Source organism: Paenibacillus sp. TAF43_2 (genome assembly GCF_052113545.1).
GTDB lineage: Bacteria > Bacillota > Bacilli > Paenibacillales > Paenibacillaceae > Pristimantibacillus.
On sequence record NZ_JBFRDK010000043.1, the window covers coordinates 63602 to 78360 of the forward strand.

The window sequence follows — 14759 nt, forward strand, 5'->3', positions numbered from 1 at the left end:
TAGCTCTACCAGCCGGCCTCCAGCATGCTGCGGCTAATCCGCGCAAATTCCTCGAGCGACAACGTCTCACCGCGTCTTATAGGGTCAATATCGTTGCTTAAAAGCATTTCCGTTAATGCTTCGCGGCGCTCCTTGCCCACGAATGCAGTTAGATTATTCGCCAGTGTCTTCCGTCGCTGAGCAAAGCTGGCTTGCACAACTTTAAAGAAATGATCCTCATCGGGTACATCAACAGCAGGCTTGTCACGCAAAGACAGCTTAATAACGGCTGAATCTACATTTGGCTGCGGTATAAACACCGTATGAGGCACCATGCAGACAACCTTAGGCACGCAGTAATATTGAACGGCTACACTGAGGCTGCCATATTCCTTGCCGCCTGGCTTCGCTGCCATCCGCTCCGCGACTTCCTTCTGAATCATGACGACGATATGCTCAAGCGGCAGCTTCTCTTCAAGCAGCTTCATAAGAATTGGCGTTGTCACATAATAAGGCAAGTTGGCAACAACACTTACACCTGTTACGTCCGCAAACTGCTCTTCGAACAGCTTCTTCAAATCAAGCTTAAGCACATCGCCATGAATGACGGTTGTATGCTCCTCGCCCTCCAGCACATCCTTCAAAATCGGAATGAGCCTATTGTCGATTTCGACAGCCGTCACCTTACCAGCCGCTTTGGCAAGCCGCTGTGTGAGCGCGCCAATACCGGGGCCGATTTCAAGCGCGCCCTTCGTTTCATCAAGCTCAGCTGCCGCTACGATGTTATTCAGTATATTTTGATCGATCAGAAAGTTTTGTCCCAAACTCTTTTTGAAGGAAAAACCGTATTTCGCAATGATTTCTTTGGYGCGTTTGGGCGTAGCCACCTCTATCGCGGATGGCTTTACCGTTTCCTTGCTAAGCTCACTATGCTCTTGACTCATTCAGCTATCCCTCCAGTTCCTTTTCCATTTGACGGAAAGCTTCCGTAAACTCTGCTTTGGAAATCCGAAAGCTTGTACAGCGCTTATAGAACTGCTTGCCATTCGCATAACCAATTCCGAGCAGCTTGCCTATAACCAAGCGACGATTAGACGCATCAGGATGTACAATAAGACCTGCATCCATTAAGTCTTCCCAGCTGATTTCTCCCGCTTCATCTGCCGATTCTGTACGGAGCTCAGAGAGCGCCGCACGAATAGCTTCGGGACTCGCATTTTCGATGCCGATGTCCCCTTTGTACAAAGCCTTCTCCTGCGGCAAAAAAGCATGCTTGCATCCTGGCGCATGGCGCGCAACAATCTTGCGAATGCGTTCTCCTGCATGATCAGGGTCTGTGAATATAATAACGCCGCGACGCTCATTGGCCAGCGCAATCCTCTTCAATACATCCTCACCGATAGCGGAACCATTCGTCTCTATGGTATCTGCATCTACCGCCCTTTTTATTGCAACGGTATCGTCTTTGCCTTCAACGACAATGATCTCTTTGATCACCAAGATCATCCCCTTCTACATAAACTGTATTAGACCCTTAGACATGCAAAAAGAAGAGGCAGTGCCTCTCCTTATGATGGCATATTTAATTGATTATTGCGATAAGATGATGGTAACCGCACAATTAGCTTGCAGTTGGTTTATTCGGCCCCAGCACATATACGGTGATGCCTTTTTTCCTGCCGAATTTGTTCGCAATCTTTGTACTATCAAAGTATACGTCGATTTTGTTGCCTTTAACCGCACTTCCTTTATCCTCAGCGCGGCGGAAACCGATTCCTTCAATATAAACCCACCAACCGATAGGAATAACCTTCGGATCAACAGCTATCGTCCGACCCTCTTGCACACGAGTGCCTGATGATGTAATCCCGTATTCCGGATGGCTTTCATCTTTGCCTGTTGAAGAGAGGTCTGCAGAATAAGCAGTCAACGTGACATTTTTAAGTACTTTTCTCGCCTTAAACGTTACACCGCTCTTCGTAAGCGAAGTAAAGCTCGGGCTCTTGTTTGAGAGCACAGATACTTTAGGCTCTTCCTTCTTCGTTCCGATGGCGACAACCTGATTAACCGCAGCGGTTTCAACCACTTTGCTGACCATCTTCTTCGATATAAGAATACCGTCCTCGTACTGCTTCTCGATACTCTCTACGATCAGACCTTCCTTGCCGGGTTGAACAAGCTTCTGCTTGCCCGCTTCCAGCGTTGGATCGTTCTTCTTCACAATAGAAAATGGCATTGCACGCTCTGTCTCAGCTACCTTCTTATCTACGCGAACGACGGTTACAGTCAATTCGTTGTCCAAAACGGTATGAAGCGGAGGTATTACTTTATCTTGACCACGAACTGGAATATGTAATTCCTCGATCGCTGCCTGCACTGTTCTCTCTGTCGTATATACAGTAGAGGTCTTGCCATCAGCCTTCACAATTACCGGTATCGCATGAGTCACCTCTATACGATCTCCGTCCTTTATTGCCGCATTAAGCGGTATGGACACCTCATCATGTGGTCCAATTGCGATAGCTTGTTCATCCAGTAGGCGTTGCAGGACCCATTGCTTCGTTTCCACAATGGTTTCTTGTCCGTTCACTACTACGGAGACGCTTTTGACAGCCGTTCCGTACAACAACACCAAAAACATGAAAGTCATAGCGATTGAGATAGTAGCACTCAAAAGAATCAAACGCAAGTTTTCACGCTTCCATCGCAATGCGAAAGACATGCTGGATGATCGTTTCCCATGGGTGTCCTTAACCTGGAGTATTCCCACTTCATCGGTCCTCCTTCATAGCCCCGCCGCCAAGTGTTACGCATGATACAACTGACGCGACTATAGTATATTGGCGTGCGAGCACGCAATCCAGTACTGCTATCGATCCTCCCACCCCCATCTTTTATCCCTATGTCGACAAATTCCCGATTATTCGAAAATAAAAAGAAGCCGTCGACAGAGGATCTGTTTCGTGGCTTCCCGGTTAAATGATTCACTGGGATACAGAAAAATGGATGCACGAGGTTGATCACTCTCTATAACGCTTGCGAGGTTAGCTGACGGATTCGGACAAGAGAGTCGCCCTATTCGTTACACAATGCTCATGGCAATGGCTTCGAAATTCACCCCTGAAGAATTCAAAATACGGTTTCAAAAACCGTACATGGTTCCCCCGCTCTCCGAATGGAGATTAAGCGTAAACTGGAAATCCAATACAAAATTTTATTGCTCTGAGATGAATCATACCTTCATACGAGGTCAATTGTAAAGATACGATAAAAGACGATTTAAGCGAAAAAGCAGGATAAAGCAGGAAAAAATAAGCGATTATCGCTATAAAAATTAGTTTTTACGCGATAAAGGTCTCTATTTCTCATTATTCCTCTCGTTTTTAGACAATACCAAAACATCTTCGACCGTTTTCAGTCGTAATTACGCCTATTTCTTCTACCGTTTTGCCCAATAATTCGGCTGCTGTCTCTGCAACTAAAGAGACGTAAGAGGACTCATTTCGCTTCCCTCTGAACGGGTGAGGAGTTAAATATGGAGCATCGGTTTCGATCAAAATTCGGTCGATCGGAACCTGCTTAAGCACCTCTTTTGGCACCCTTGCATTTTTGAAAGTAACGGGTCCTCCAAATGATATATAAAAGTTCATATCAAGACATTGTTTAGCCGTTTCCCAGCTGCCGGAGAAGCAATGCATGACACCGCCAACCTCTGCTGCATTTTCTTCCTGAAGAATACGAATAATGTCCTCATGAGCATCCCGATTATGAATGACAATTGGCTTGCCCACCTTGCGAGCAAGACGAATTTGCTCACGAAAAACCCTTTGTTGTACCTCTTTTGGAGAAGTATCCCAGTGATAATCGAGTCCAATCTCACCAATGGCGACAACCTTCTCATGCGCGCATAGACGCTCAATCCATTCCAAATCCTCTGGAAGCATATCTATACTGTCAACTGGATGCCAACCAACTGCTGCGTATATAAAATCATATTTCTCTGCTAGCGCCATCGTTGTAGGGATCGTTTCACGGTTAAAACCAATATTGACAAGCATATGCACGCCTGCATCCTTCGCACGCTGGATGACCTCGTCGCGATCCTCATCAAATTTTTCCGAATCTAAATGGGTATGTGTATCAAAAAGTAATGTCATGTTGATGTTATGCTCCTTCAATCGAGTTTGAAAAGCTTACGAAGTGAATCCGGCAATTGATGAATATTTTTTTTGAGCGGCTCTTCTGGATAATAGAGATGATATTGTCCTTGATGCAGGCCAGTAATAGAACGAACAATGTCGGATTTAGAGGATATTTCGCTTATATCTTCCAAACCATCTAACAACAAAATCGGCGCTTTTTCTTTCTTTTCTCCTTCTTTTTTATCTGGTCGATATACGTCATACGGCAGGTCAAATGGAAAATCGATTTCCATATGATAATCCGGATTCATTCCTATAGAAGAGAAACATTCGCTAATCTCATTTAGCAGCTCTTCATCCGGGTTTTCAAGCGTAATGTACTTATATAAATGCCTGTTCAGAAATCGTTCACATAGATCGCTTAAAATAGGATCATGCTCCTCCGCCCACTCTGCGAAAGCGGTCTGAACGAGCGCTTCATCCAGCTTCAGATAGTCGTGCACCGTCATCGTGTTCTGAAGCAAGCATTTCAGCTGCTTAGGCATCCACTGAAAGGAGTAGCCACCCACGTAAAGCTCCTGTGCTCTACGAAATATTTGACGTAGAATAATTTCCGAGCTTCTTGTAACCGGATGGAAGTAAATTTGCCAATACATTTGATAACGAGACATCAAATAATGTTCAACTGCGTGCATACCGCTCTCTTTAACTACAATTTGCCCTTTATAAGGACGCAATACGCGCAAAATGCGCTCTAAATCAAATGTTCCATAGTTAACACCTGTAAAATACGCGTCTCGGAGCAAATAATCCATCCGATCAGCATCCATTTGGCTTGAAATCAAACTAACAACAATCGGCTTTGGATATTTTTTTTGTATGACTGCAGCGACCTGAGCAGGAAACTGCTCCGATACAGCACTTAGCACGCGATTGATTTCTGTATCTCCCAAAATGATGTTACATGTCCACTCTTCGTGATCCGTGTCGAATACTTCTTCCAAGGAGTGCGAGAACGGACCATGACCAACATCATGCAATAAAGCAGCACAAAGCGAGACTAGCTTTTCTTCGACTGGCCAGTCAGGATAGCTGTTTCGTTCAAACTGAGAAATAATTTTTCGAGTAATTTCATATACGCCAAGTGAATGTGAAAACCGGCTGTGCTCTGCTCCATGGAAGGTCAAATAGGAGGTTCCTAGCTGTCGTATCCGGCGCAGTCTTTGAAACTCTTTTGTATTGATCAAATCCCAAATCGTTTGGTCTTGTACATATATATAATGATGAACAGGATCCTTAAAAACTTTCTCTTCGGTCAGCTGTTTTTTCATCGTCTCTCATCTCCTTTGTTCATATTTTCGACACAAAAAATGATTTTCATGTCGAATAGTGTCGGAAATTAGTTTCCAAATTGTCGAAGCTGTTGTATTCTATTACAGAGTAATATGACCGTACTAACTAGTCAAATACTTGTGAATTCAGCTATCCGGGGAATATTCCTGGTTGACTATTATGGTAATCGTTGGTATTATAGTAATCATAAAAGCAAAAACTATGTCGAACGATGACGAAACGTATTTTGAGAGGGGCAATAATAGATTATGATGAAATCTACTGGTATTGTTCGTAAGGTTGATGAGCTAGGACGCGTCGTTATACCGATCGAATTGCGCCGTACACTTGGAATAGGCGAGAAAGATGCACTTGAAATCTACGTAGATGGCGAGCGCATCATGCTTAAGAAATATGAGCCTGCATGTATCTTCTGTGGCAACGCAGAAAACGTATCTTATTTCAAAGGAAAAATTGTTTGTCATGTTTGTTTGTCAGAAATGCCAACACCTGTGACAAAATAAAAAAAATAAGTTATACTGTACTTATTAACTTGTTAATTCTAACCTTTTTTATACTCCTTGATACCTTCCTGCGCTTGAACCCGGCTAGGAAGGTCTTTTTTTGTCTACTATTTCACATATATGATAATCATCTATCTATTTACTTCATTATATACTTCGCGTTTAGGCAAACCTCGATCGAGCGCAACCTTCTTAATGGCTTCCTTACGATCAAATTGTTCCTCATAATGAGCAACATGGGCAGCAAGATCAAGCTCAGACCACCAAATATCTGCCGCTGGCAGCTCACTTGCCCCTTCACCCTCTGATCCTTCCACCACAACACAAAATTCTCCGAGCGGCGGATGCTCCACAAACCATGCTATACATTCTGAAATTCGGCCGCGGACCGCTTCTTCATGGCGTTTTGTCAGTTCTCTGATACATGCTATTTGGCGATCGCCGAGACATTCCTGAAGTGCATCAAGTGTTTTGTTTATACGATGGGGTGACTCGTAGAAAAGCAGGGTCCCTTTCTGTGCTTGCATATCGAGCAGCCATTTCATTAATGACTTTCGCTCGCGCGGCGGAAATCCAGCAAACAAAAATCGATCCGTAGGCAGACCCGATATAATAAGTGCAGACAATGCTGCATTCGCTCCTGGAATAGGAATAACAGAAATACCATTTGCAATGGCGTCCTTCACCAGATCCGCACCTGGATCAGAAATAGCCGGCAGACCCGCATCACTAACTAATGCAATGGATTGCCCTTCTAGAAGCAATCTGATCAGCTCAGGGCCGCTGGCTTGTTTATTGTGCTCATGATAGCTGACAATACGAGTTCCAATCTCGAAATGTGTAAGCAGCTTCCGTGTTTGCCTCGTATCTTCAGCAGCGATAAGCTGTACTTCCTTCAATGTACGAATCGCACGGAAAGTCATATCTTCTAGATTTCCAATTGGTGTCGCGACCAAATAAAGGCTTCCAACATTTTCTTTGGAAGCATCGGCAAAGCTTTTTTGTATATTCAAACGATCTGCACCCCATTCTCATATACCATTATTGGCGGAAGAAGCTTGATGTCAGGCTTCCCATCACGCATTGCTTCTATTAATACCATGTTTGCTTCTGCATTTGCATGAGGATGAACAAATTGAATCCGCTTCGGCTCAAGCCTCCATTTACGCATCGTTTCCACAATATCAAGCAGACGCGAAGGCCGATGAACCATCGAGACCTTACCGCCAGGGCGCACCAGCCTAGAGCATGCTTCTGCGACATCATCCAGCGTACAATGAATCTCATGCCTTGCGATCGCATAATGTTCGTTTTCATTTTGTTCACCTGCTGTTATTGGCATGTAAGGTGGGTTTACCGTTATCGCATCATATACCCCGTTACCCGCAATCTTAGGATACAATTTCAAATCCTGCTCAATAACGTTTATTTGCTCCGTCAGCTTATTCAGCATCACGCTTCTTCTAGCCATATCCGCCAATCTCGGTTGAATCTCAACCGCATCAATTTGCGCATTTGTTCTCGTTGTAAGAAGCATCGGTATAACACCATTGCCCGTACATAAATCAGCAATTCGCCCGTGCTTTGGCACACTTGCAAACCGTGACAATAATACGGCATCAAGTGAAAAGCTGAACACTTCCCGGCTTTGTATAATTTTTAAACCATTTTCTGTCATAAGATCATCGAGACGTTCGTTTTCTGCTAAGGTTATATGTTCCGACACGATTTGGGCCGCTCCTTGATTGTATATTTAATAAAAATACCGCCCCTTGCGGCAAGGGCGGCATGTCGTACGGATTCCACTATTTATTAAGAAAGGATAGACAGAATAAACAGTCGCCTTCCGTCCGCAAATGCCCGTAATAAACGTTGCATATGTGGAATCCTTCGTGATACAACCGAGTTAAGTTGTCATGGCCTTCACCAATAGCTGCTCCCGCTTCCGCGAATGCATGGTCAGTGATGACCTGTTCCTCTTTGTTTGCTCCCGGTTTAATTCCTTTGGCTGGAGCTGCAACAACTTCATGCTCTAGCTCAGCCTCTCTCTTAAACAACTGACGCAGCTGGTTGTTCTCCTCACTTAGACGCTTATTATCCTCGAGCAGTTCTTTTACCTTCTGCTTCAAGTCCGTAAGCTCCTTATGGAACACACCTACTTGGTTATCCAGCTCGTCCATTTTCGCAAAAATATTGTTCTTCTCCAAGTTCCCACCCCAGAGCTTCAAGCGTGAGTGTAACCTCACCCGTGAGAATCGCACTCTGCCGCTTATTTGATGACGACATCATCCATCGACAGTTCTTTCGGTTTACCTGGTGTATCAAATAATTGCACATACACACTTTTGGTGGATGTATTAATACCAGTTACCTTACCTTCACCATATGAGGTGACTACGAATTTTCCAATTGCCGGAAGTTCTTCTCGAATGCTTTCGTAATTGTCATGCTCATATTTCAGACAGCACATGAGACGACCGCATAATCCAGAAATTTTTGTCGGATTAAGCGATAAGTTCTGATCCTTGGCCATCTTGATCGATACGGGCTCAAAATCACCCAGCCAAGAGGAGCAGCAAAGCACTCGTCCACATGGACCAATACCACCGAGCATCTTTGCTTCGTCCCGAACTCCGATTTGTCTGAGTTCAATCCGAGTTCGAAATACGCTGGCTAAATCCTTTACTAGCTCGCGAAAGTCAACTCGGCCTTCAGCCGTAAAATAAAAAATAATTTTGTTACGGTCAAACRTAAACTCAACATCAACTAACTTCATGCGAAGCTGATGACCTTTAATTTTTTCAAGACAAGTAGAAAACGCATTTTTGGCTGCGGCGCGATTTTCTTCAACAACTTTTGCATCCACATCGCTTGCAATACGTATCACTTTCTTAAGAGGAAGAACAACATCCGATTCACCGACTTGCTTCTGTCCCACCACCACTTTACCGTATTCGATTCCGCGTGCTGTTTCAACAATAACATGTTGTTCCTTATCCACGGGATGCTCAACCGGATCAAAGTAATAGATCTTGCCCGCTTTCTTGAAGCGGACGCCGATGACATTATACAAGAATTAGCCCTCCTGTAAGTTTACCAATAGTTGCTCAAATGCGAGCTGAGGCGTAACATTCGCTCGCATACGCTTACTCGCTTCTAACGTATGCTCGATGCAGGACACCCAACCTGCGAACGAACGATTAAATGCATGTTTACTTATCCAATCCAACTGATCTATAAAAACGATGTTGTCCTGCCTGCCGGCCTGGAACTGTATCAAATCTTTAAACCATATAACTAATAACGACAACAGCAGTTGCGTATGCTCTACCAAATCTGTTTTAAATAGCTGTTGTCCAGCAGTGATCATCGCCGCGGTGAATCGGGTCAAACTCTCCTTGCCTAATTGTATCACTAGGGTTCTGATTTCTGCAAACTGATTCTGCTGGAGAAATTGTCTTGCACCGTCTAAACCTGATGTTAATTGAACAACGGTTCGGGCTAAAATAGACGGAGCACCCTCAGCAATAAGAGTTTGCAGCATAATCTCAGGCGACATCGGCAGGAAAGGCACCCACTGCGTACGAGAACGAATAGTAGGAAGAACAGCTTGTCCATTATCCGTAATTAGAATCGCAACAACTGGCGACAACGGTTCTTCCAAAAATTTCAGTAAACTATTCGCAGCCTGCAGCGTCATTTTGTCAGCTTGCTCTATCATATACACTTTGCGCTTCGTCCCGCTATTGCGATAAGAAAAGTCTCGCTGCAGCTCGCGAATTTGATCAATTTTTATGGACTGGCCATCTGGCGCTATCGTCGTTAAGTCTGTCTGATTGCCATGTTCAAATTTTCTGCATTCCAAGCATTCCCCGCAAGCAGCGGCAATACCTGCCGTACAGAACAATGCCTTGGAAAATTCGCGAGCCATCGCCATTCTTCCCGTACCTGAAGGACCATTAAATAAATAGGCATGAGAAATTTTACCGCTCTGCAAAGCGTGGGTCAAAATCCGCTGCGCTTTCCATTGCCCCGGAATATTTTCGAAGCTCATCGCCGTTCCTTACCTTTCCCTGCTCTCTTATCATCAAAACAATAAATTTATAAGAAGGCCTCGTATCTCACCGATTCTGTTGAGCAAGTCAATTCTTCCTTGCTCACTGTCGAGTAAATCCTCAGCCATGGAGACGAGTGTCGCATCGATCTCATCCAGCAGTTTATATCGTTTAATTCGTCCTCTGCGATCGAAGCCTTTGACTTCCTTCAGCACAACGCCGCGCCGGATGGTGTCCTCCAAAAATTGCTTGATCATTTGACGATAAATTTTCAATTCACGGACAGTCATCACTCTAGCAAGTCGATCACCTTGTCTATGAATGTCCTGCAGCTTCAGTTGAAGCTGCTCTTGTGTACGATCAGCATCCTGCTGAACCATTACATCGGCAAAGCTTCTTGGCTGTATCTGTTTGTTTGTGGCTTCGTTGTTTGTACGGTTTTGTCCCAATGGTCGAAAGCCTTGATCAATTTTCACCCTATATCACGCCCATTCAGAAATGCTCAAATCGTTCAACAGGCATTACGAATACAGCTGCTCCACCAACCTGTACTTCAACAGGGAAAGGAATATAGGAATCTGTTGATCCGCCCATCGGTGATACAGGAGTAACCAATTGGTCTCTTACTTTGCAATTTGCATTAATGACTTGAAGAACCTCATGTACTCTCTCGTCCTCAATACCAATCATAAAGGTAGTATTGCCTGCTCTTAGAAATCCACCCGTACTTGCCAGCTTCGTTGCTCTAAACCCTTCACGAACAAGTGCATTTGACAGTCTGTTGCTATCCTTATCTTGAATAACCGCGATTACTAATTTCATCTTCATTCCCCCTTGACTACTATTAGAATAGGTTATTAATAACTTGCAATTTTAACCATTAAACCATTTCTTGAATCTCAAGCCCCATAACGACAAATCTCTTGATGCATAGAATTTCGTCTATACTTTAAAGTTTGACATCGGTTGCAAAAAATCCTGCAAAACGCTCATCAATTGCTGATAAAACGTCAGCAAACACCAAATCCGCACTATTTTCGGCATTTACAAGCACGATTCGTTCCGGGTTCTGCTGCAACAGCTTCATATAGCCTTCTCGCACCTTCTCATGGAAAGACTGCTTCTCTAGGTCTAAACGATTGATTTCTCTCTCTGATGCTTGTGCGATACGTCCGAGACCTACTCCCGGAGACACATCCATGTAGATCGTCAGATCAGGCATCACTTCTTTAATCGCGAATTGATTGATGGCCCAGACCTCATCCATCCCAAGCCCACGCGCATAACCTTGATAAGCCAAGCTGCTATCTACGAAGCGGTCACAAATAACAAACTCGCCTTTCTCCAGTGCTGGAACGACCTTTTCCACCAAATGCTGTCTTCTCGCAGCTGCATACAGCAGTGCTTCTGTTCTTGCATCCATTGCAGTATTCTCGCGATCCAATATAACGGCACGAATCTGTTCTGCAATGGGAATGCCTCCTGGTTCTCTCGTCGTCGTGATCGACTTTCCCCTTTGAAGCATTATATTCGTCAATTGTTCAATCAGTGTCGATTTGCCGGCTCCTTCGCCGCCTTCTATGGTAATGAATACACCTTTTTTCAAACTAAGGCTTCTCCTAACGTTATGTTAACTATACTTTCTTCTATATTAACAAAGCGGTACTCCTAGTACAATCAACATTTACTTCAAGTTCATAATCGTTCTGCTATTTCAGCTTATTCAGGGTAAACAGCAATGGTATTCATCATTCCATCAGCAGCGCCTTGAAACTTTGCACCCATCTCGGCAAGCTGTTGTATATGCTCAATTAACTCTGCCGTGATTCTCTCTCCTGGATACAAAATAGCGATGCCAGGCGGATAAGGTATGACCATCTCTGCTGATATATGATGTACAGCATCTTTCAGCTGTATTCGCTCACTTGATTTGTTCTTAAACCTAGATCTCGCAAACGAAACAGGCTCTGATATTAAACGGCTCTCATGACAGGTAATTATTGAAACTGCTGGCAGCGCACACCCCTCTTTATCATTTGCCATCAGCCCATCAGAGTTTTTATTTGTCGTAGCATTGGGCTCAAGTGCCTCAACAGCCTCCTGCAGCCTCTTTATGTCCTCTAATGAAGTCTGGATACCAACAACAAGCACAATGTACCGCGGATCTGCCATCTCAGCAAAACAGCCATGCTGCTCCAGGTGCTTCAGCAGCTCATAACCGGTTCGCTTACCGCTAGAATCGTATAGCACTAGTCGCAGCGGATCTGAACGCAAGCCTGATTCGCTATTTTCTTCGATTTTCATCTCCCGTATAACGGATGAGCGACGATGCAGCCATTGACGGAAAAACGCCGCTGATTCAAGACTTTGTTTAAAAAGATCAGCGCCCAAAGCATCAATCATTGCTCGGGAAATATCTATTGAAGCCAAAATCGGAAACGATGGGCTTGAGCTTTGAATCATCGCAAGCGACTGACGCAGCAATTCCCTTGATATTCTGTTGCCTTGAATGTGAAGAAGAGCCCCCATCGTAAGTGTCGGCAAAGTTTTATGCGCTGACTGTACAACGCCGTCTGCTCCCTCTGACATTGCCGACTGCGGAAAAGCTTTCTCCAAGCCATAATGTGCACCATGTGCTTCATCTATGAAGATCGGCTTATTATACCGATGGACAGTCTCAACATATGATTTAAGTCTCACACTAATACCGTAATAATTCGGGTTAGTCAAAAAGACAGCTTTTGCATCAGGATATTGAATAAGCGCTTTTTCCACTTGCTGGACAGAAGGAATCGTTGCTAGCCCTGATAACGGTTCAATCTGAGGCGAGAGGAACACTGCTTTGGCCCCAGCAAGCTTCAAACCATTTATAATGGATTTATGTACATTCCGCTGAACGATAACGATATCATCTGGATCACATGCGGCGAGCAGCAGCGCCATATTACCAGAGGTGCTTCCTCCAACCAAAAAGTGAGTCTCCTCTGAACCAAATGTTTTTGCAGCCAATTGCTGCGCTTCTTTAATAGAAGCTTCAGGATGATGCAAATCGTCGGTTGTTGAGATTTCAGTTAAATCAAGCTGCATTATTTTATAAAAATAATCGACTACATCATCATTTAATTGATCATTCCATGATGGTTGCTTAAATGCTTGTCCACCATGATGGCCGGGTACGTGAAATCCAACTGGCTTGGTACGGGTATGATTCACAAGCGCTTCAAATAACGGAGCAATAAAGGGCTTCATTGTTTATGTACAATCCTCTCCAGTAAACATTCATTCCTATTTCTATTATATATAATATTCAATAAACACTACAAAAAAAGAGCAGCTTCTGTAATCAGAAACCGCTCATGCATTTTTACCCAAAAATATTTGCTTCATTTGATTAATGAAAAAAGGGTATTTGGCATCTTTAACATCTGTTCTTATCATTTCCGCTTCACAGGTATCGCAGATAAAACCGGTCACTATCCGAATACCCTGACCTTCAGCCTTTTCCTCGTTGCAAATAATACATTGATACTCGCGATTATCGTCCATAACAATCCCCGCTTTCTGATCGTCCCTTATTAACTATTATTATGACACATAGTCTATCTATTTATACTTGTTTCATAGCGCATTTCAAATATTTATATATCGTATGCCCCGTATGGGCTAATGGTTACAGCATATGTAAAAATGTTTCATAAAGCTATGGACAGAATGCTTGTAAATACCGATATAGTTAACGAGAGTCACAGTATCTCTGAGAAGGAAAGGAAAAGTAAATATGCGTCAAAAATTATCCGAACAACAAAATGCTACAATTTATCAATATCAGCTTGTAAAACGAAAAATCATTCGCCCTGAGCTTATTCAGAGCCATTTGCTTATTGCAGCCGTATTATTGGCTTTCCAAATGCTTATGTATGAAATGGATGGTCTATTTTCATGGCTTTTCGGCTTTGCAGTCGTGCAAATCATCCATATCGCGATTATACTGCTTACTTTTATCCGAGTGGACGAAGCAGCAGACAGGCAATGGGTGTGGCGAATTACACCCCCATGGATTGGATTTAAACCAGCTAATGATATCAAGCTGTACCTATTTCGCCGAGTTCATCGCCATATGTTCTGGATCGGCCTTTGTGCCATTGCGCTTCTATATCCATGGATCAAAGAATCATTGATGATTAGCATTGTAAGTTGGCACCTATGGCTGCTGATCCCGCGTATGCTGCTGTCCTTCTCTTTCCGTAAGGAGCAGAAGGACGGCGTACTTAGGCTTCAGTCTAGAGAAGCATCTTATTATCGCAGATAACAAAGAGGCCTTAGAAGCTCATACAGAGCGTTCTAAGGCCTCAATTTTTAATCAAAATTAGACACGGAAGAAACAAAAAACCTATCGCATCACATGCGATAGGTCTCTCGTGCTTGGCGACGTCCTACTCTCCCAAGACCCTGCGGTCTAAGTACCATTGGCGCTGGAGGGCTTAACGGTCGTGTTCGGTATGGGAACGCGTGGTTCCCCTCCGCCATCGCCACCAAACGTAGCGTGTTGCACGCTGAAAACTGGATACGAAAGATTAGGCTTGCTGAAGCCTTTTTAGCTGCTGTCTACTGGATGTATGGGTCACAGTAAACGTGTTTAGGATAAGCCCTCGACCGATTAGTATTCGTCAGCTACACACATTGCTGTGCTTCCACCCCGAACCTATCAACCTCGTCGTCTTCAAGGG

17 protein-coding genes, 2 rRNA genes and 1 riboswitch are annotated in these 14759 nt (G+C 44.0%); of the genes, 2 read left to right on the top strand and 17 right to left on the bottom strand.

Going from position 1 to position 14759, the window contains the following annotated elements:
• Positions 1-5 precede the first annotated feature (5 nt).
• The 5 genes from rsmA to AB4Z17_RS12345 all read right to left on the bottom strand — a co-directional run bounded on the left by rsmA (position 6) and on the right by AB4Z17_RS12345 (position 5452).
• Positions 6-923, bottom strand: a complete 918-nt coding sequence (gene rsmA / locus AB4Z17_RS12325) for a 16S rRNA (adenine(1518)-N(6)/adenine(1519)-N(6))-dimethyltransferase RsmA (protein WP_441960003.1) — start codon at positions 921-923, stop codon at positions 6-8.
• A 4-nt stretch (positions 924-927) separates the two neighbouring features.
• On the bottom strand, positions 928-1476 hold the full coding sequence (gene rnmV / locus AB4Z17_RS12330; protein WP_076271272.1) for a ribonuclease M5: 549 nt from the start codon (positions 1474-1476) through the stop codon (positions 928-930).
• A gap of 124 nt (positions 1477-1600) precedes the next feature.
• Positions 1601-2749, bottom strand: a complete 1149-nt coding sequence (locus tag AB4Z17_RS12335; protein ID WP_441885280.1) for a ubiquitin-like domain-containing protein — start codon at positions 2747-2749, stop codon at positions 1601-1603.
• 248 nt (positions 2750-2997) lie between these two features.
• Positions 2998-3178, bottom strand: a riboswitch (cyclic di-AMP (ydaO/yuaA leader).
• A gap of 184 nt (positions 3179-3362) precedes the next feature.
• Positions 3363-4136 carry a TatD family hydrolase gene (locus tag AB4Z17_RS12340; protein ID WP_076271270.1) on the bottom strand — a complete coding sequence of 258 codons (774 nt, stop codon included), beginning with the start codon at positions 4134-4136 and terminating at the stop codon, positions 3363-3365.
• Positions 4137-4153: 17 nt separating this feature from the next.
• Positions 4154-5452 carry an HD domain-containing protein gene (locus AB4Z17_RS12345; RefSeq protein ID WP_441912674.1) on the bottom strand — a complete coding sequence of 433 codons (1299 nt, stop codon included), beginning with the start codon at positions 5450-5452 and terminating at the stop codon, positions 4154-4156.
• Between the two features lie 270 nt (positions 5453-5722).
• On the opposite strand from AB4Z17_RS12345, the gene AB4Z17_RS12350 reads away from it, so the two are divergent.
• On the top strand, positions 5723-5977 hold the full coding sequence (locus tag AB4Z17_RS12350) for an AbrB/MazE/SpoVT family DNA-binding domain-containing protein (protein ID WP_054025791.1): 255 nt from the start codon (positions 5723-5725) through the stop codon (positions 5975-5977).
• Positions 5978-6108: 131 nt separating this feature from the next.
• On the opposite strand, the gene rsmI is transcribed toward AB4Z17_RS12350, so the two are convergent.
• The 10 genes from rsmI to AB4Z17_RS12400 form a co-directional block, all read right to left on the bottom strand.
• The gene (rsmI, locus tag AB4Z17_RS12355; protein ID WP_441912675.1) at positions 6109-6990 is read right to left on the bottom strand and encodes a 16S rRNA (cytidine(1402)-2'-O)-methyltransferase; all 882 of its coding nucleotides are present in this window, start codon (positions 6988-6990) and stop codon (positions 6109-6111) included.
• Positions 6987-7655, bottom strand: coding sequence for a tRNA1(Val) (adenine(37)-N6)-methyltransferase (locus tag AB4Z17_RS12360; protein WP_076271322.1), 669 nt, complete (start codon positions 7653-7655; stop codon positions 6987-6989). The genes rsmI and AB4Z17_RS12360 overlap by 4 nt, the downstream gene beginning before the upstream one ends.
• Positions 7656-7782: 127 nt before the next feature.
• Entirely contained in the window at positions 7783-8184 is a 402-nt protein-coding gene (locus AB4Z17_RS12365; protein WP_441912676.1) for an initiation-control protein YabA, read from the bottom strand.
• 62 nt (positions 8185-8246) lie between these two features.
• Positions 8247-9050, bottom strand: a complete 804-nt coding sequence (locus AB4Z17_RS12370) for a PSP1 domain-containing protein (protein ID WP_441960005.1) — start codon at positions 9048-9050, stop codon at positions 8247-8249.
• Positions 9051-9053: 3 nt separating this feature from the next.
• Positions 9054-10031: a DNA polymerase III subunit delta' gene (gene holB, locus AB4Z17_RS12375; RefSeq protein ID WP_076271266.1), complete on the bottom strand. Its 978-nt coding sequence runs from the start codon at positions 10029-10031 to the stop codon at positions 9054-9056.
• A gap of 33 nt (positions 10032-10064) precedes the next feature.
• Entirely contained in the window at positions 10065-10508 is a 444-nt protein-coding gene (locus AB4Z17_RS12380) for a YaaR family protein (protein ID WP_076271265.1), read from the bottom strand.
• A gap of 16 nt (positions 10509-10524) precedes the next feature.
• Positions 10525-10854 (bottom strand): cyclic-di-AMP receptor, encoded by a 330-nt coding sequence (locus AB4Z17_RS12385; protein WP_054025787.1) that lies wholly within the window; start codon positions 10852-10854, stop codon positions 10525-10527.
• 127 nt (positions 10855-10981) lie between these two features.
• Positions 10982-11638 carry a dTMP kinase gene (gene tmk, locus AB4Z17_RS12390; protein WP_441912677.1) on the bottom strand — a complete coding sequence of 219 codons (657 nt, stop codon included), beginning with the start codon at positions 11636-11638 and terminating at the stop codon, positions 10982-10984.
• Between the two features lie 113 nt (positions 11639-11751).
• Positions 11752-13281 carry an aminotransferase class I/II-fold pyridoxal phosphate-dependent enzyme gene (locus tag AB4Z17_RS12395; protein ID WP_441912678.1) on the bottom strand — a complete coding sequence of 510 codons (1530 nt, stop codon included), beginning with the start codon at positions 13279-13281 and terminating at the stop codon, positions 11752-11754.
• Positions 13282-13386: 105 nt separating this feature from the next.
• Positions 13387-13578 carry a sigma factor G inhibitor Gin gene (locus AB4Z17_RS12400; RefSeq protein ID WP_339205847.1) on the bottom strand — a complete coding sequence of 64 codons (192 nt, stop codon included), beginning with the start codon at positions 13576-13578 and terminating at the stop codon, positions 13387-13389.
• A gap of 232 nt (positions 13579-13810) precedes the next feature.
• Here AB4Z17_RS12400 and AB4Z17_RS12405 point away from each other — a divergent pair, with 232 nt between their 5' ends.
• Positions 13811-14341 carry a transposase gene (locus AB4Z17_RS12405; protein ID WP_441912679.1) on the top strand — a complete coding sequence of 177 codons (531 nt, stop codon included), beginning with the start codon at positions 13811-13813 and terminating at the stop codon, positions 14339-14341.
• Between the two features lie 111 nt (positions 14342-14452).
• Here AB4Z17_RS12405 and rrf read toward each other — a convergent pair.
• Together rrf and AB4Z17_RS12415 are read right to left on the bottom strand one after the other, a co-directional pair.
• Positions 14453-14569, bottom strand: a 5S ribosomal RNA gene (gene rrf / locus AB4Z17_RS12410).
• A 100-nt stretch (positions 14570-14669) separates the two neighbouring features.
• Positions 14670-14759 (bottom strand): 23S ribosomal RNA (locus AB4Z17_RS12415); the annotation flags it as partial.